Here is a 16,501-nt window from a genome sequence, read left to right on the forward strand (position 1 = left end):
AGCTTCCGCGCCCCGCCGGCGATTTCTGTTCCCGTCCGTTCCGCTGCTCCCTGCAAACCTTTCGGTTTGCTGGGCCTATGTGCTCGTCCAGCACGCGCGGGCCGTATTACCCGCAGGGGAACCCTCGGACGGAACCTCCCCGAGCTTGCCGCTACGTTTGCGACGAACCGGAGGCGCCGGTTCCTCCCCACAGATCACCGTCGCGACCGGTGTTCCCGCGGGTGGAACTGGCTGGGATTATGAAAGGTGCTCGAGGGGTGGGGATAAATCGGGCGTGAAAAAATGTGTGGCGTGAATGGAAACAATGGGTTGAGTGAAGACCGGCTGAGAATCTTTCCACACCTTCGCAAACCTTGGACGGAGCAAAAATCTCTCCGTCGTCATCCCGGAAACCGGAGCGAAGTGCAGGTTATCCGAGACCCATTGACCGGCACGGCCGGGTACTGAGTTCGCACAGTGGTCTTGCACTGCGTCAAGGTAAGGACCGGGCCGCGCTTGACGATGATGCGGCCAATGGGTCCCGGATAACCTCCGCTTCGCTCCGGTTTCCGGGATGACGAACGGCATGGTCTGGCTTCGCTAATCGTCAATGTCGGTGGATGGCGGATCACGAGACAACGCGGCGAGTAAATGTACTAATTTTTTTGCAACCATTGATAGAATCTTCTTGCGGGCCGTCCGCATTCTGCCTCATTCTTAGCTATGTCCGGCTATGTCTACATCTTAGCGTCGAGGAAGAACGGAACGCTTTATACCGGTGTGACCAGCAATCTCGAGCGGCGCGTCTGGGAGCATCGCGAGGGGCTGACGGACGGCTTCACGAAGAAGTACGGTGTCACGCGGCTGGTCTGGTACCGTGACTATGTCGACATAGGCGACGCCATCATGGATGAGAAACGCATCAAGAAATGGCGGCGCAAATGGAAGCTCGAACTGATCGAGGCGATGAACCCGGAATGGGACGATCTATATGAAGTGCTGAACGGCTGATGCTTGCCAGCAGGTTAAGCGGAATGCGCCGCGCTCCCTCACTTCGCCCGCGACAGCGCCAGCCACAGCCCGCCGCCGACGAGGAAACTGCCGCTGACACGCGATAGCAGCTTGATGCGGTTGGCTGAAAGCGCGCGGCTGGCCCTGCCGGCAACGATGGCGTAGGCCGAATCGGACATCGCCGCGAAGACGAGGGCGGTCGCGCCCATGATGGCGATCTGAAGTGCGTGGTTGCCTGCAGGATCGAGAAACTGCGGGATGAAGGCGCCGAAGAAGATGAGCGTCTTGGGGTTGCTGATGGCGACCAGAAAACCCTGCAGGAAGAAGCCGCCGCGCGGTGCCTGCGGCGCGCCATTCGCGTCCAGCCTGCCGCTGGAGCGGAACATCTGGATGCCCATCCAGATCAGATAGGCGGCACCCAGCAGGCGCACCCATTCGAACCAGTGGCCCATGCCCTCGATCATCGAGGTGAGGCCGATGCCGACGATGCCGATCATGACGGCAATGCCTGCCTGCGTGCCGGCAACGTTGAGCAGCCCGGCGCGCGTGCCGTGGCGCATGCTGGAGGCGATGATCAGCGTAACTGTCGGGCCGGGCACGAGGATGATGACGATGCAGGCGACGACGTAGGCGGCATAGACTTCGAGCGACATTTTTGTATTCCTCTGCGATTGCTGGAAACAATCACCAGCCCTAGGGAATGTCCAGCGTCTGGCTGTCGGAGGAGAAGAATTACATGAGCCCCTTGGTCAAGGAGTTTCTGGAAACGGCCGGAGCGGTGTTTTCGGTGCACAATCACGCGCCGCTCATCTCCTTCGACGACGCCAGGGAGATCCTGCCGCATGATCCGGAGGACATGGTCAAGGGTCTGACATTTTCGCATTCCGACGGTGGCCTGGCCATCGTCGCCTTGAGGGCGAAGGACAAGGCCGACTACAAGAAAATCGCCGACGCGCTCGGCATGCGCCGCGCCGATCTCAAAATGGCCGAACCCGCCGATGTGGCGCGAAAGGTCGATATGGAAATCGGCGGGATCGTTCCCCTGCCGATCAACGGAACGCGCGTTCTGATCGACCGGGCCGTGCTCGAGCGCGACGAGATCGTCTGCGGAACCGGCCGCAATACGGCGACGCTGGTGATTTCACGAGACGAATGGCTGCGCGCGGCGCAGGGTGAGATCGGGGATTTTTCCAAGCAAGCGTGAGCGGGAAAGAGGCTTCTGCCGCGTGACCGGAACGGTACAGTCAGAGGCCAATAGGCGACATATGATACGTCACCGTGCCGTTCGCACGGGTACGGCGTTCCAGCTCGATGGTCGCCCCAACCTCGCGCGGAAACAGGGTGGGGGGAAATTCGTCTCTGACGACTATAGGCGAAGTCGTGCCATTCGGTATGACCGCGTATTGGTAGGAGCCGCCGGCTCGGTTCGGTCTGAGTGGGGTTGATACTATCGTTGTTATGACTGCGCTAACCCGCTCGTGCTTCACCACTGGGCTGTGCAAGGGAGCGAGCATATAAACCCCAAATGCGGCTGCCGCCACAAGCATGGCAAGGGCAACAGCGTATTCGTGTGCGAACCACCGGAGTGGCTCCAGCCTGTGGTTAAGCCGTTGCCGGAACGTGCCGCCTTTCAGCGGGGTCTTCTTCGAAGATTTCGCCATGAACCCCTTTCGGCAGGGATCATGCCGGCGTTGCCGCCAACCTTCTATGCCCCGCTTTCCCACGTCATAGTGGTCTCATACGCTGCCGCTGCTTGCAAGACGGCGAGGTCGCCGCGCGGGCGGCCGATCAGTTGCATGCCCATGGGGCGGCCGCGATCGTCGAAGCCGACCGGCACGTTGACTGCCGGGCAGCCGGCGAGCGAGGCAAAGGCCGATACCTCCATCCACCGATGGTAGCTGTCCATCGCGCGGCCGGCGACGTCGCTTGGCCAAGGGGTGGTGACGTCGAAAGGGAAGACCTGCGCGGTCGGCAGCGCCAGCAGGTCGAAGCGCTCGAACAGGTTCAGCACGGTTTTGTACCATGCCGAACGGACGGTGGAGGCGGCGTGGACCTGCGGCGCGGTAAGGCGCTCTGCGCCCTCGGCCTCCCATATCGCTTCGGGCTTCAGCCTGGCGCGCTTGGCAGGGTCGTCGTAGTGGAGCTTGAGTTCGCAGCCGCTGGTTGCCTGGCGCAAGGTGACGAAGGCACGCCACAGGGCTTCGTAATCAAACTGCGGCACCAGCGGTTCCGACGGGAAGCCGGCTTCACCGAATCGCGCAAGCGCGGATTCGCAGAGATCGAGAATGCCGTCTTCTATCGGCAGGCGGCCGCCGAGCTCGCCGAGCCATGCGATTCGGCCGCCTTTTGTGCCACTTTCCAGCCCTTCGAGATAGGACGCTTCGCCGTCATGCGACAGCGGCGCGTGGGGATGATATCCAGCCTGCACGCCGAGCAGCAGCGCCATGTCGCCGACATTGCGGGCCATCGGTCCCTCGATGCCGATCTGCGAATGGAAAACCTCGTTCGACGGGCCGGCGGGAACCAGCCCCTGCGACGGGCGGAAGCCGAAGACATTGTTGTAGGCGGCGGGATTGCGCAGCGAGCCGCCGAAATCGCTGCCGTCGGCGACGGGAACCATGTTGAACGCCAACGCGACAGCCGCGCCGCCGCTGGAACCGCCGGCCGTCAGTGCGGGATCGAAGGCGTTGAGCGTCGGGCCGAAGACCGGGTTGTAGGTGTTCGAGCCGAGGCCGAATTCCGGGACATTGGTCTTGCCGATGAAGATCGCGCCGGCTGTACGCATGCGCTCGACGAAGAAATCGTCCTCGTCGGGTACGAAATCGGCAAAGATCGGCGAGCCGAAGGTCGTTTTCAGGCCCTTGGTCAGGGCAAGGTCCTTGATGGCAACGGGCAGGCCGAATAGCGGGCCGGGCGTGATGCCCTTCGCCAGTCCTGCGTCGGCGGCATCGGCTTCGGCTATAATGTCGGCGCGGTCGCGCAGCGAAACGATGGCGTTGACGAGCGGGTTGACCGCGTCGATGCGGTCGAGAAAGGCGGCGGCGACCTCGCGCACGGAGAGTTTTCGCGTTCTGATCTTTTCAGTCAGTTCGACGGCGGACATGCGGCAGATTTCACCTGCGGGCGGAATGGCGTGCTTGGTCACGGGGCGCTGCATTGGCTTCACTCCCGGTCAGGATGGCATGTTGCCGGCAAGGGCGGCGTCGACCTCGGCCTTGAGCGGGATTGCCGGCTGCGCGCCGGGCTTCAGGCAGGCGAGCGAACCGGCAGCAGCGGCGCGGCGCAAGGAATCCTCAAGGCTGAGGCCCGAGGCAAGACCGGCTCCGAGATAACCGCAGAAAGTGTCGCCGGCGCCAACCGTATCGACCGGCTTGATCTTCAGTGCCAGCACCTGAATGAGTCCGTCGGGCGTCGCCGCCAGTACGCCTTCGCCGCCGAGCGTGACGATGACGGTGCGGCCGGTCTTTTCGACGAAGTTTTTCATGCGTGCAGGGCGGTCGCGGCCCTGAAGCTTCAGCACCTCGCCATAGAGGTCGAATTCGGTCTCGTTGGCGACGATGTAGTCGGCCTTTTCGAGGAAGGGCGCAGCTGCGCCATTGAAGGGCGCGGTGTTGAGCACGGTCACGCTGCCGGCCGCGCGGGCGGCATCAAGTGCGGCTTCGACGGTCGCGAGCGGGATTTCGTGCTGGAGAAGGATGATCTCGCCTTTTTGGAGCGCTGCACTTGAGAGATCGCCCGGCAACACCGCCGCATTGGCACCCGGCACCACGGCGATGACGTTTTCGCCTGCGTCCTCGACAAGGATATGCGCCGTGCCGGTGGCCGCATGGACTTCGCGCACGCCGGAAAGCTCGACCTGGCCGGCCTTCAGGCAGGCCAGCGCGTCATTGGCGAAGCTGTCCTTGCCGACGGCCCCGATCATGCGCACCTGGGCGCCTGCGCGCGCGGCCGCCAGCGCCTGGTTGGCACCCTTGCCGCCGGGCGCGGTCTTGAACGCGCTGCCCATCACGGTTTCGCCGGGGGCAGGGAGGCGATCGACCGTGGCGATGAGGTCGAGATTGATGGAACCGATGACAGTGATCAAGAAAAAGCCTCCTGCGAATTCCGCGGGAAGCTATCGAGTTTGGAGGGAGATAGGAAGGACTGATTGGAGGCTTGCCAAGCCATTACCCTGGAAGGGCAGGGCCGATTGCATTTGAAGAAGACCCCCACCCCTAACCCCTCCCCACAAGGGGGAGGGGAACTTTGTTGCATGTCCGCGCAGGGCCAATCTCGCCGACCAAAGGCGCCGAAGACGTCCCCCTCCCCCTTGTGGGGAGGGGTTAGGGGTGGGGGTTCAAGGTAGCCCGACCATCAGAGAATCTATATGCGGTAGCCTCGGCAGAGGGAGTGGAGTTATCTATGTTACTTCAACTCACCCCCAATTGCCCGACCTCCCAGCCGAGGATCGCCCGCTTGCGGGTGAGGCCCCAGTGATAGCCGGTGAGCGCGCCGGACTTGCCGACGACGCGGTGGCAGGGCACGACGAAGGACAGCGGATTGGCGCCAACCGCAGCACCCACAGCGCGGCTGGCTGCCGGCGTGCCGATGCCCGACGCGATGTCGGAATAGCTGCAAGCCTTACCCATCGGGATTTTCAACAGCGCGTCCCAGACACGGAGCTGGAAATCCGTGCCGATCATGACGACGCGCAGCGGGTTTTCCGCCCGCCACTGCGCCGGATCGAAGATGCGCGCGGCATAGGGCGCGGTCGCCGACATGTCTTCAATATATAGAGCGTTCGGCCAGCGGCTCGACATGTCGGCAAAGGCTGCGCGTTCGCTGCCGGCATCGTTGAAGGCGAGGCCGGCGAGGCCGCGGTCGGTGACCATGATGAGCGCCACGCCGAAGGGCGAGATGTGATGGCCGTAGCGGATGGTGAGGCCCGCGCCGCGCGTCTTGTAGTCGCCGGGCGACATCGCCTCATGGGTAACGAACAGATCGTGCAGGCGGCTGGGGCCGGACATGCCGACTTCGAAGGCGGTTTCGAGCAGCGGCATGCCCGAATCGAGCAGCCTGCGCGCATGATCCAGCGTTACCGCCTGCAGAAAACCCTTCGGCGACAGCCCGGCCCAGCGGGTGAACAGCTTTTGCAGGCCGGTCGGCGTTTCGCCGACTTCTTCCGCCAGCGTTTCCAGTGACGGTTGGTCGCGATAGTCGAGGCTGATTTTCTCGATCACCCGGCGAACGGTCTCGTAATCGCTGCCCTCAGGCGTGATTTCCCGCTGAAGAACCGGCGAAAGCTTGATCGATGTCTGAGCGTTCATGACATTGTCTCCTTGCCGATGAATATCGTGCAGACGGGACCTTCGCACCACCCGAAACTTGCCGTGGTGCCTTGCCGGGCCCAGATAACACTGGCCGCGGCATCGGGAGGAAAGATGGAACGCGAAAAAGTCGCCCTGACGAAGGAAAAGGAAACCCTGCTCATCACCTTGTACGGCAAGGCGCTGGAAAGCAGGCAGGCAGATTCGCTTCTGAGGGATCATTTCGCCGACGAGGCCGTGGGCAGGATCGACTATGATTTTGCCAGGTTGAAGGTCGACAACAATATGAGCGTCGGGCTGGCGATCCGTGCCAAGACGCTGGACGACTGGGTTTCGGAATTCCTGGCAAGGCACCCGGATGCGATGGTGCTGCATCTCGGTTGCGGGCTGGATACGCGCATCTTCCGTCTCGATCCGCCCGCCGGCGTCGAATGGTTCGACGTGGATTATCCGCAGGTGATCGCGCTTCGCCGCAAACTCTATCCGGAGCGGCAAAACTACCATCTGATCGGCTCGTCGGTTACCGATCCGGCCTGGCTGGACAAGGTGCCCCACGACCGCCCGGCCTTGGTGGTGGCGGAAGGGCTTATGCCCTATCTTCCGGCCGAGGAAGGGCCGAGGCTGTTCGCGCGGCTTGTCTCGCATCTTGCCCGCGGCGAGATCATCGGCGATGCCTATAGCGATTTCGGGCTCTGGCTAGTCAGCCTCGCGCCATCCATCCGCGCCACCGGAGCCGAACTGCGCTGGGGCATCAATGACGCACGGGATCTGGAGAAGGCGGTGCCCGGCCTGAAACTCGTCGAGGAAGTTTCCGCCTACAAGCCTGAACATACGGCCAGAATGGACTGGGCGTCCCGCTGGCTCATTCTGCTCTGGAGTTTCATTCCGCCGTTGCGAAGGGTGGGAAGGCTGCTGCGCTACCGGTTCTGAAATATGTTTTCTTCGAGTCCGCACAGTCAGCCGGCACAGTGGTCTTGATTTTGGCCAAAGAGGTGTCGAAGCTCCGTAAGCATCAAAGTCAGGGGCGAATAATATGGCCACCTTTATTCTGATAGCCGGGGGCTGGCAGGGCGGCTGGGTCTACCAAAAGGTGGCAGACATCCTTACCGCGCACGGGCACAAAGCGTTGCCGATCACGCTCTCCGGGCTTGGCGATACTCCCGCTCCAACCGCCAATCTCGAAACTCATATCCGTGAGGTCGTCAATGTCGTGAGGTCGCAGCGCGACGATGTGGTCATGGTTGGACAATCCTACGGCGGGATGGTCGTGAGCGGCGCAGCGGATGCTGACCCGGCGCAAATCCGGGCGCTGGTCTATGTCGACGCCTATGTGCCTGATTCCGGCGATTCTGTCTGGTCGCTGACGACGCCCCGTTTTCGAGATGTCTTCATCGCCGGCGCGAAGGCTGACGGACTGACTTGCGCGTCGCCTGCCAATCTGGACCCGCGATGCCGACCGCATCCGATTGGGACGTTTCTCCAATCGATCAATCTCAGCGGCCGTTGGCGTGAAGTGCCGCGCAAGACCTTCATCGGCGCGCATGGCTGGGAAGGAAGTCCGTTCCTCGACCTTTATCAACGCTTGAGCGAGGAGCCGGAGTGGTCGACCTTTGCCTTGGATTGCGGGCACAATGTAGCACGGCTGAACCCCGAGGCCCTGGCCGAGATATTGCTGGCTCAGGTTTGACCTGGAATCTGACGCCCTATCTGTCGGCAGCAGAAGAGCCAAGACTGATAGCGCGGCTGTTGCGCTACTGTTTTTGAAGCGCCAGGCAGACAGTCCTTGTCGCACTTGAATCGTGATGCGATGTTCAGCCTGGGTTCCTGGGGATAGTTTCGATGTATCAGCATGCGCGCGCTTTTGCAGCCTTCGTACTCGCGCCGCCGTTAACGGTTGCGATATTTCTATCCCCGGTCTTCGGCTCGATTTTGCTGTCAGACGATCCCTTCACGGGTGGGTTTGCATCGACCATGCCATTATTTTTCATCGGCTGTGCCTTGGCATGGACTTTTGCTATCGTTCTGGGCCTGCCGGCTTATGTCCTGCTGAGATGGCTTGATATCGCGTCGCCCTGGGTGACGATTGCCGTGGCCGCGGCGATTGGAGCGTCATTCAATCTTGCATCGGGATTTTGGCCTGGAAATGAGGGCACCAGTACTTCGGTAAATGGCTGCGACGTCATCGTGGCCGGTGTTCGAACGGCCTGCGGCTATTGGGATCTGGCAAAGAATATGATGCTGTCAGGCGCAATCGGAGCAATTGGCGGGCTGATTTTCTGGTTGATTTATGCAGATGGCTGGAAAGCCCCATCGCGCAAATCCTGAGGCTCTTACCGCCCCTTGGCTTTCGCCAGCGCCCGCGAAAAGGCGGTCGCAAAACTCTCGCGGTCGTCGGGGTTGAGAAAACTGCCGATCGGCACATGCTGGCCCTGGCCGTCGACGGCCATGTCGGTGATGCCGATCTCGTCGTGGCGGGCGACCGAAAATCGCGCCCAGAACGGGTTGAAGTGGTGGTCTTCAGTACGGCCGGAGGGTGCGGTCTTGCGGATGTCGAGGCTGGTGCGCGAAACCGTGACTTCCTCGCGGGCACGGGCGGCGCGGTAGTTCAGCTTGAAGGCGATGTAGACGGCGAGAATGTCGAGGCCGAAAAAGCCGAAGACCGGCCATGCGCCTCTCGACAGGAAGAAGGCGCCGGTGGCAAGCCAAGTGAGCGACAGCGCGCCCATCAGGATCAGGAAGCCGGTGCGGCCGAGCGACCGGTGCGGCGTCAGCAGCGCCTGGAAGAAGGGCTCGTCGGCGGCGGATATGGCGTTTGTCTCGCTCATCGCTCCAGATTATAGGAAGACGATGACGAACCCCAAGCCCAAAGATCAGACCAGGACCAAAAAGCCGCAGCCGGTTACGAAACCGCGCCGCGCCGCGAAGAAGCCCGCATGTCTTTATTCGCCGGCCGAAGTGCACGAGATTTTCCGCCGCTTTGCGGTGCAGCGCCCGGAGCCCAAGGGCGAGCTCGAGCACGTCAACGCCTTCACGCTCTTGGTGGCGGTGGTGCTGTCGGCGCAGGCGACCGACATCGGCGTCAACAAGGCGACGCGGGCGCTGTTTGCAATCGCCGACACGCCGCAGAAGATGCTGGCGCTGGGCGAGGCGAGGGTGGGCGACTACATCCGCACCATTGGGCTTTGGCGCAACAAGGCCAAGAATGTGATTGCGCTTTCGCAGGCGCTGATTCGCGACTATGGCGGCGAGGTGCCCGACGATCGCGACGAACTGGTCAAGCTGCCGGGGGTCGGGCGCAAGACCGCCAATGTCGTGCTCAACATGGCTTTCGGCCAGCACACCATGGCGGTCGACACGCATATACTGCGCATCGGCAACCGGATTGGTCTCGCGCCGGGCAAGACGCCGGAACAGGTCGAGGCGGAGCTGGTCCGGGTCATTCCGGACGAATATATGCGCCACGCCCATCACTGGCTGATCCTGCATGGGCGCTATGTCTGCAAGGCGCGCAAGCCGGATTGCCCGATGTGCGTGATTGCCGACATCTGCAAGTCGGCGGAAAAGACGACGGATATTCCAGCACCGCTGGTGCCGATCGAGCCGCTGGAAGCCGCTCAGTAGCCGTAGCCTCGCGCCATCGCGGCGGCGAAGATCAGGATCAGCACGATGCCGACCATCTCGGCGCGCAGGTAGAATCGCACCGAGGAGAGTTCGGCGGCAGGCACGGTGAAACTCGCATTCGCGCTCGCCTGCCTGTTCCATGACAGGAACCGCATGGTCGGGATGATCGACAACAGGCCGACCGCGAGGAACGAAACCATCTTGGCCCAGAACACCCAGTTGTAGACGTAGAATTCCCAACCCTTCAGGCCGTAGAAGACGCGGCCGACGCCGACGATGATGACCAGCATGGCGAGGATGCCATAATGGCGGTCGAGCCCGGCCAGCCGCTTGATGGCAGCGGCAGACAGTTCGCCGCGCGTCAGAACCGATTCGCAGGCAATGAGTGCTGCGACCGAGAAGACAAGGATGTGGTGGACGATGGCGAGCAGCAGGTCGGTGGTTTCCATGGGTGCTTCTTTCCGGTGCCGGGAGAGATTTGCCTGCTGCGTACAGGTACGGAAATTGGCGGTGGGGTCAAGCGGGCTGAACCAGATACCCCTCTCCGTTCGGCTTCGCCGAGCCACCTCTCCCCATTTCATGGGGCGAGGAACCTGGGTTCTGCGAGGCAGCCACGCTTCAGGACTTGGGTTCTTCGCCCCATGAAATGGGGAGAGGTGGCTCGGCGAAGCCGAGACGGAGAGGGGGAGCAGCGCAATCGCTGGAAGAAAGCTGATCACCGCCGTGGCCTCATTCGATGACCTCGCCCCATGCTACGGCTTCACGCACAACATCCCGGAACCCTCATGACCGACACCACCGAAACCCCCGTCATCGAAACCCCGCGCACCATCCTGCGCGGGCACAAATTGTCGGACTTCGACAGTTTCGTCGCGATGTGGACCGATCCGCTCCATACGCGCTTCATCACCGGCCAACCCCTGCCGCGCGAGGAGGTTTGGGCGCGCATGCTGCGTTATCGCGGACACTGGCAGTTGCTGGGCTTCGGCTATTGGGTGGTCGAGGAAAAGGAAACCGGCCGCTTTCTCGGCGGGGCGGGCTTCCAGGATGCCAAGCGCGAGATGGAGCCTTCGATAGAGGGGTTGCCCGAAGCCGGCTGGGGTTTCGTGTCCGCCGTGCATGGCCAGGGTTTTGCGACGGAAGTCGTCGGCGCCATGCATGAATGGGCCGACCGGCATTTCGGCGGGGCGAAAACCGTCTGTATTATCGATCCCGAAAATGTCGCATCGATCCGCATTGCCGAAAAGTTCGATTATCGCGAGACGGCCCGGACGACCTACAAGGGTTCGCCGACGCTGCTCTTCGAAAGAGGGTGAGGGGGCTTTTTCAGGCACCCGCCGAATGAAGGATCGGGCGGTTGCTTGACTTACATGAGAAGTTTCGGGACTATCGTGGCATGTCGATCGCAGCCGAAACACGATTCAAGTTTTTTCAGCGGGTGTGCCCCATCGCGGGACGCTGACCCCCGGCTCGGCTGCCATGCGCCCCCGAGCCGCGGGGCGGTACGACACTTTTCCGCAGCATCCCATTTTCTAAATCTGCGGCATCGGCGCTTCCAACATCATTGATACTGCCGGCAATCGGCACCGCACGTCGAAGTCCGAGAGCCGGATTCCGTCGCGGTCACAAGCACAGGTAATAAAAATGCAGGAAAAGACCAGGGCGCGGCGCAAGCCCAATATCAGGATCGGCGCCTCCGATCATTCGAAGCTCATCGCCTTTGCCAATGCGATGGCGGAGCGCAATCCGGACGTGTCGGAGGAATTGCTGCTTGAACTCGATCGCGCGCGCGTCGTGGCCGACGGCTCCATTCCCGACGACGTTGCCCGCATGGGCTCAGCCGTGACCTTCAAGCCGGACACTGGCGAGGCAAAGACGGTGACGCTGGTGTTCCCCGGCGATGCCGATATCGCGCAGGGCAAGATCTCCATCCTGACCCCGATCGGCACGGCGCTGATCGGGCTTTCGCCCGGGCAGTCGATCTCGTGGACGGCCCGCGATGGGCGCACGCACGAGCTCGAAGTGCTCGACGTGAGAAAACCCGGTGCGCCGGCTCCGGCCGAGACATCGGCACTAGCCGCGGCGTCCGACCGGGCGTGACGGCATGATCCACCGCTCAGGCAATCTCGTCGCAGGATCCTAACCCCTGCGCCGGACAAATCGCGTCCGGTCCAGGGGAGCGTCTTTCGAACTCAAGCACAACACTTGAAGCCGAGACCGCGTGAAAACGGTTCGGCTGGAGATTTGCCATGTCGAATGAAGAAACCTGCCTGCTGACAGCCAAGGATTATACGATCCTCGAAGTCATGCTGGAACGCTGCCTCGGTCGCGACGATCCGATCGCCGAAATCCTCAAGCGCAAGATCGATGGCGCGAGCGTGATGTTCCGCGACGATATCCCGCCGATGGTCGTCACGCTGTCAAGCCGCGTCAGCTACCGCGTCGACGACGGCCCGGCCGAGACGCGCATCATCGCCCATGACGAGATGCGCGGGCTGGTCGGATCGGTGCTTTCGATCACCAATCCGCGCGGCCTTGCCCTTATGGGGCTCGCCGAAGGCCAGTCCATGGTTATCCGCCGGGCGGACGGGACCGAGGAAAAGCTGACCGTGCAGGAAGTCGTCTATCAACCCGAGGCTGCCAAGCGCGAGACGGAGGGATTGAAGCTCGGCCTGGGCGGCCCGGCGTCAAAGCCGCGCGGCACCATATTGCGGCTGGTCCATTCCGCCGACGGCCTGCCGGCAACGCCCATCGAAAGGGTTCCCGCACCTTTAGATGACGACCCCGGCCCGTCGGCGGCGTAAGCGCCGTCGTCGACTACCGCTTCTCGCAGGTCGTCGCCGAAAAACTGCCGCTCGCCTCGCGCATGATGATGTCGAACGAGGCCTTCTCGTCGGTGTTGACGGTGACCTGCGTCAGGTCGACGGAGTTCCCGCCCGAGGTGAAGCCGCCAAGCGGCCCAAACCAGTTGATCTCGTCAAAAGGCGTCACTTCATATGTATACGGTCCGGCAAAGGGTTCGAACCATGCCGGACCGCGATAGGTGGGACCCTTTATAATGATGTCGCCGAGATGGATGAACATGCCGAGCGCATAGACTTCGCAATGATAGACGCCGTCGGCCATCGTGCGCTGCAATTGCACCGGCTCGGCGCGTGCCTGGCTGGAGACCGCGGCGGCAAGCAACAGGATGCCGGCGAAGTTGGCGCTTCTGGGTGTCGTCATGCTTCGAATGTCTGTCCGCGCTTTGCTCGTCTACGGTGCCCACCCCGGCGGACACCGTAAACGCCAGCAATCCTAACCGCCATAGATGTCGAAAGTGAAATACTTCTGGACGATCTTGCCGTAGGTGCCGTCGGCGACGATCGCGTCGATGGCGGCATTCAGTTTTTCGCGCAGCTCATTGTCCGCCTGGCGCACGCCGATGCCGGCCGGCGCATTGGTGCCCTCAATGTCGCCGACCATCTTGCAGCAATCCTTGCCGGTCTTGTCCATCCAGTCGACCAGCACGAACTTGTCGGCCACCACCGCATCGAGCCGCCCATTGGCGAGATCGGCCATCGCCTCGTCCTGCGAGGGATAGAGTTTCGCCTCCGCGCCGGCCTTGCCATAGACCTCGTCGGCATAGGTAGCCTGCGTGGTCGAAGCCTGCGCGCCGACGGTCTTGCCGGAATAGGCCGCGGGGTCGGTCGTCGAGAGGCTGGAATCCTTCAGCGCTACCACCGAAAGCGGCGTGACATAATATTTGTTGGTGAATGAAATCTGCTTCTTGCGCTCTTCGGTGATGCTCATCGAGGCGACGATGGCGTCGAACTTGCCGGCCTGTAGGGCCGGGATCATGCCGTCCCAATCCTGGGTGACGATTTCGCATTGCGCCTTCATCTGCGCGCACAGCGCATTGGCGATATCGATGTCGAATCCGATCAGCGACCCGTCGGCGGCGATGCTGTTGAAGGGCGGATAGGCGCCCTCCGTGCCGATCTTCAGCTTCATGGGCTCCTCGGCGAAGGCCGATCCAGCCGCCAGCGTGAGTGCGGCACCTGCAAGCATGCCGGCGAAACGTCCTGAAATACGCATTAGCTTCTCCTATGCGGCACTCGCGGCCGCTTCGTGTTCCCAAACAGCCGCAGCAAATCATCACGCTTCGCGCTGGGCAAGTTGATTGGCAGGAAAAAAGCTTGCCTCACATCTGATCGTTGTAAGGTTCCTTGGTTTGCCCGACCATTTTTGCGAGCTCGGAGAAGGTCGGCGTGTTCTGCTCCGAGCGGCTGTTGTTGGCCGCCTGCAGAAGCCGGATCGGAAAACACACGGCATCGCGGTTGGCCGGGGTCATGTCCTCAATGAGACGCTCGTCGCCGGTGGCGTTGGCTTCGGCGCGCCGAAGTGCCGTGTCGATCTCCTCGACGCTTACCATGCCCTTGGCGACTAGCAGATTGTTGATCGAAGCGATGGCCAGATACAGGCCTTCGAGTTGCAGATTTGCGGTGTTCATCGCGATGTCCCGTGATCGAGTGATTGGAGAAGGCATAACGCTTTCACCCAGCGATCCGATCCACACGATGCCATTGCCCTCTCGCCATCACATCGCGGTGTGAAGACCGGGATTGATTAGCGCCGTCCTGCGGACACACTATGTTTCAAAAGCCGATGCTGCGAGGAAAGGATCTGCGACGATGGCGGGCCAGATACAGGAAGAGGCCGCGACCTTGCCGACGGCGCCCGCCGACGAAAGTTTCCGCGACCAACTGATGATGATGACGCGGGCGTTCAACTCGTCGCCGCTGCGCAATACTATAATGGGGCTCTGCGCCACCATCTTCGCCGTCATCGTGGCGACGGCGGTAGGGCAGGTCGTGCTCAATCGCTGGTACCGGCCATTTTATGATGCGCTCGAGCGGCGTGATCTCCAGGGCTTCTTCTATCAGCTCGAAATCTTCGCCGTGATCGCCGCCGTGCTGCTCGTCCTCAATGTCGGGCAGACCTGGCTGAACCAGATGATCCATCTCAAGCTGCGCGAAGGGCTGGTGCGCGACCTGATCGGCGAATGGATGCGGCCGCGCCGGGCTTTCCGGCTGGCCAATGCCGGCGCCATCGGCGTCAATCCGGACCAGCGCATGCATGAGGATGCGCGCCATCTCAGCGATCTGACGACCGATCTGGGGGTAGGGCTGCTGCAGGCGACCATTCTTCTTGTCAGCTTCGTCGGGGTACTGTGGTCGCTGTCCGCCGGGTTCGTCTTTCATGTCGGCGGCAGCGCGTTCGCGATTCCCGGTTATATGGTCTGGGCCGCGGTCATCTATGCCGGCGTCGCATCCTGGCTGAGCTGGCTCGCCGGGCGTCCGCTGATCAAGCTCAACGGCGATCGATACGGGCGCGAGGCGGAGCTGCGTTTCTCGCTGATGCGCGTCAACGAACATATTGATGCCATTTCGCTCGCCGGCGGCGAGGCGGATGAGAAGCGGCGTCTCGAACTCGACCTTGCCACCGTGCTGCAATCGGTGCGGCTCATCGTGCGCGCGGTGACGGGATTGACCTGGGTCACCGCCAGCTATGGCTGGATCACGGTGATCGCGCCGATCGTCATTGCCTCGCCGGTCTATTTCGCCGGCGACCTGAGCTTCGGTGGCCTGATGATGGCGGTGGGAGCGTTCAACCAGGTTCATGCCTCGCTGCGCTGGTTCGTCGACAATATCGGCGGCATCGCGGATTGGCGGGCAACCCTGCTGCGCGTCGCCTCCTTTCGCGCCGCGATCCTGAAGACAGACGAACTGCATGAGGTCGAGCAACGAATCGAATTCGCCGAATCGCAAGGCGATCGCATGACGCTTGAAAAGATCGAGGTCGCCTCGCCCGGCGGCTGCGTCAGGCTGGAAGAGGCCGATATCGAAATCAAGGCCGGCGAACGCGTGCTGGTGACGGGCGAGCCGGGTGCGGGCAAGACGCTGTTCTTCCGCGCCGTGGCCGGCCTGTGGCCGTGGGGCAGCGGCCGGATCGGCATGCCCGCCGGCGAGGCCGTCACCTTCGTGCCGCGCACGCCCTATTTCCCGCCCGGCACGTTGCGCGAGGTTTTGTCCTATCCGCAAGGGTCGCAGACTTTTGCCGAGACCGATCTTGCCGCCTCTCTCACCAAGGCCGGGCTCGGCCGCCTCGTGCCGGCGCTCGATCGCAGCGAGCGCTGGGACCGCGAACTGAACGATGATGACCAGCGGCTGCTGGCCTTTGCCCGGCTCGGCCTGCATCGTCCGCGCTGGGTGGTCATCGACGAGGCGCTGGATACGCTGGCAGGTGACGCACGCCGGCGGGTCATGTCGATACTGGAGGAGGACCTGGCAAAGGCTGCGATCGTCAATATCGGCCGCGCCGAGCGCAACGGCCATTTCTTCACGCGTGTTCTGCATCTGGCTAAACATCCAGAAGGGCACGTGCTCAAGCCGTTGCGGCTCAATCCTGCAGGGGCCGAGAAAGCCACTCCTGGCGCGGAAATGGAGGTCGCCCTGCGCAAACGCCGGGCCTGAGCCATTCCCCTCGATCCCGGTTTGCGCTTCCCGGGCATTTCATGGCCCCTGTGGATAGTTTTCCGGCCT

At 62.3% G+C, this 16,501-nt stretch carries 19 protein-coding genes; 10 read left to right on the forward strand and 9 right to left on the reverse strand.

Going from position 1 to position 16,501, the window contains the following annotated elements:
- Positions 1-702: 702 nt before the first annotated feature.
- Positions 703-990, forward strand: a complete 288-nt coding sequence (locus G6N74_RS29860) for a GIY-YIG nuclease family protein (protein ID WP_165121631.1) — start codon at positions 703-705, stop codon at positions 988-990.
- Between the two features lie 38 nt (positions 991-1,028).
- On the opposite strand, the gene G6N74_RS29865 is transcribed toward G6N74_RS29860, so the two are convergent.
- Positions 1,029-1,643 (reverse strand): LysE family translocator, encoded by a 615-nt coding sequence (locus G6N74_RS29865; RefSeq protein WP_165121632.1) that lies wholly within the window; start codon positions 1,641-1,643, stop codon positions 1,029-1,031.
- A gap of 83 nt (positions 1,644-1,726) precedes the next feature.
- Here G6N74_RS29865 and G6N74_RS29870 point away from each other — a divergent pair, with 83 nt between their 5' ends.
- Complete coding sequence (locus G6N74_RS29870; RefSeq protein WP_165121633.1) at positions 1,727-2,194, forward strand: aminoacyl-tRNA deacylase; 468 nt, start codon at positions 1,727-1,729, stop codon at positions 2,192-2,194.
- 501 nt (positions 2,195-2,695) lie between these two features.
- Here G6N74_RS29870 and G6N74_RS29875 read toward each other — a convergent pair.
- From G6N74_RS29875 to G6N74_RS29885, 3 genes are all read right to left on the reverse strand, one after another.
- Complete coding sequence (locus G6N74_RS29875) at positions 2,696-4,147, reverse strand: amidase (protein ID WP_165121634.1); 1,452 nt, start codon at positions 4,145-4,147, stop codon at positions 2,696-2,698.
- A 15-nt stretch (positions 4,148-4,162) separates the two neighbouring features.
- Positions 4,163-5,074 carry a ribokinase gene (locus G6N74_RS29880; protein WP_165121635.1) on the reverse strand — a complete coding sequence of 304 codons (912 nt, stop codon included), beginning with the start codon at positions 5,072-5,074 and terminating at the stop codon, positions 4,163-4,165.
- Positions 5,075-5,399: 325 nt separating this feature from the next.
- The gene (locus G6N74_RS29885; RefSeq protein WP_165121636.1) at positions 5,400-6,296 is read right to left on the reverse strand and encodes a methylated-DNA--[protein]-cysteine S-methyltransferase; all 897 of its coding nucleotides are present in this window, start codon (positions 6,294-6,296) and stop codon (positions 5,400-5,402) included.
- A gap of 114 nt (positions 6,297-6,410) precedes the next feature.
- On the opposite strand from G6N74_RS29885, the gene G6N74_RS29890 reads away from it, so the two are divergent.
- From G6N74_RS29890 to G6N74_RS29900, 3 genes are all read left to right on the forward strand, one after another.
- A complete protein-coding gene (locus tag G6N74_RS29890; RefSeq protein WP_165121637.1) occupies positions 6,411-7,226 on the forward strand; it encodes a class I SAM-dependent methyltransferase in 816 nt (271 codons plus the stop codon).
- Between the two features lie 103 nt (positions 7,227-7,329).
- Positions 7,330-7,983, forward strand: coding sequence for an alpha/beta fold hydrolase (locus G6N74_RS29895; RefSeq protein ID WP_165121638.1), 654 nt, complete (start codon positions 7,330-7,332; stop codon positions 7,981-7,983).
- A gap of 152 nt (positions 7,984-8,135) precedes the next feature.
- On the forward strand, positions 8,136-8,621 hold the full coding sequence (locus G6N74_RS29900) for a hypothetical protein (protein ID WP_165121639.1): 486 nt from the start codon (positions 8,136-8,138) through the stop codon (positions 8,619-8,621).
- Between the two features lie 5 nt (positions 8,622-8,626).
- Here the strand turns inward: G6N74_RS29900 and G6N74_RS29905 are convergent, their stop codons facing one another.
- Positions 8,627-9,121 (reverse strand): DUF2244 domain-containing protein, encoded by a 495-nt coding sequence (locus G6N74_RS29905; protein ID WP_165121640.1) that lies wholly within the window; start codon positions 9,119-9,121, stop codon positions 8,627-8,629.
- Positions 9,122-9,143: 22 nt separating this feature from the next.
- Here G6N74_RS29905 and nth point away from each other — a divergent pair, with 22 nt between their 5' ends.
- Entirely contained in the window at positions 9,144-9,917 is a 774-nt protein-coding gene (nth, locus tag G6N74_RS29910; protein WP_165121641.1) for an endonuclease III, read from the forward strand.
- On the opposite strand, the gene G6N74_RS29915 is transcribed toward nth, so the two are convergent.
- Positions 9,911-10,366: a DUF2214 family protein gene (locus G6N74_RS29915; protein ID WP_165121642.1), complete on the reverse strand. Its 456-nt coding sequence runs from the start codon at positions 10,364-10,366 to the stop codon at positions 9,911-9,913. The two genes, nth and G6N74_RS29915, sit on opposite strands and share 7 nt — an antisense overlap.
- Before the next feature lie 336 nt (positions 10,367-10,702).
- Between G6N74_RS29915 and G6N74_RS29920 the strand changes: the two genes are divergently transcribed.
- From G6N74_RS29920 to G6N74_RS29930, 3 genes are all read left to right on the forward strand, one after another.
- Positions 10,703-11,233, forward strand: coding sequence for a GNAT family N-acetyltransferase (locus tag G6N74_RS29920; protein WP_165121643.1), 531 nt, complete (start codon positions 10,703-10,705; stop codon positions 11,231-11,233).
- Between the two features lie 328 nt (positions 11,234-11,561).
- Positions 11,562-12,017, forward strand: a complete 456-nt coding sequence (gene rnk / locus G6N74_RS29925) for a nucleoside diphosphate kinase regulator (protein WP_165121644.1) — start codon at positions 11,562-11,564, stop codon at positions 12,015-12,017.
- A 149-nt stretch (positions 12,018-12,166) separates the two neighbouring features.
- Positions 12,167-12,721, forward strand: coding sequence for a GreA/GreB family elongation factor (locus G6N74_RS29930; RefSeq protein WP_165121645.1), 555 nt, complete (start codon positions 12,167-12,169; stop codon positions 12,719-12,721).
- A gap of 13 nt (positions 12,722-12,734) precedes the next feature.
- On the opposite strand, the gene G6N74_RS29935 is transcribed toward G6N74_RS29930, so the two are convergent.
- The 3 genes from G6N74_RS29935 to G6N74_RS29945 form a co-directional block, all read right to left on the reverse strand.
- Positions 12,735-13,142, reverse strand: coding sequence for a hypothetical protein (locus tag G6N74_RS29935; protein WP_165121646.1), 408 nt, complete (start codon positions 13,140-13,142; stop codon positions 12,735-12,737).
- A gap of 72 nt (positions 13,143-13,214) precedes the next feature.
- Positions 13,215-13,994, reverse strand: a complete 780-nt coding sequence (locus tag G6N74_RS29940; RefSeq protein ID WP_165121647.1) for an ABC transporter substrate-binding protein — start codon at positions 13,992-13,994, stop codon at positions 13,215-13,217.
- Positions 13,995-14,100: 106 nt separating this feature from the next.
- Complete coding sequence (locus G6N74_RS29945; RefSeq protein ID WP_165121648.1) at positions 14,101-14,409, reverse strand: hypothetical protein; 309 nt, start codon at positions 14,407-14,409, stop codon at positions 14,101-14,103.
- A gap of 181 nt (positions 14,410-14,590) precedes the next feature.
- Between G6N74_RS29945 and G6N74_RS29950 the strand changes: the two genes are divergently transcribed.
- Positions 14,591-16,432 carry an ABC transporter ATP-binding protein/permease gene (locus G6N74_RS29950; protein ID WP_165121649.1) on the forward strand — a complete coding sequence of 614 codons (1,842 nt, stop codon included), beginning with the start codon at positions 14,591-14,593 and terminating at the stop codon, positions 16,430-16,432.
- Positions 16,433-16,501 lie beyond the last annotated feature (69 nt).

Source organism: Mesorhizobium zhangyense (assembly GCF_011045115.1).
GTDB classification, from domain to species: domain Bacteria; phylum Pseudomonadota; class Alphaproteobacteria; order Rhizobiales; family Rhizobiaceae; genus Mesorhizobium_M; species Mesorhizobium_M zhangyense.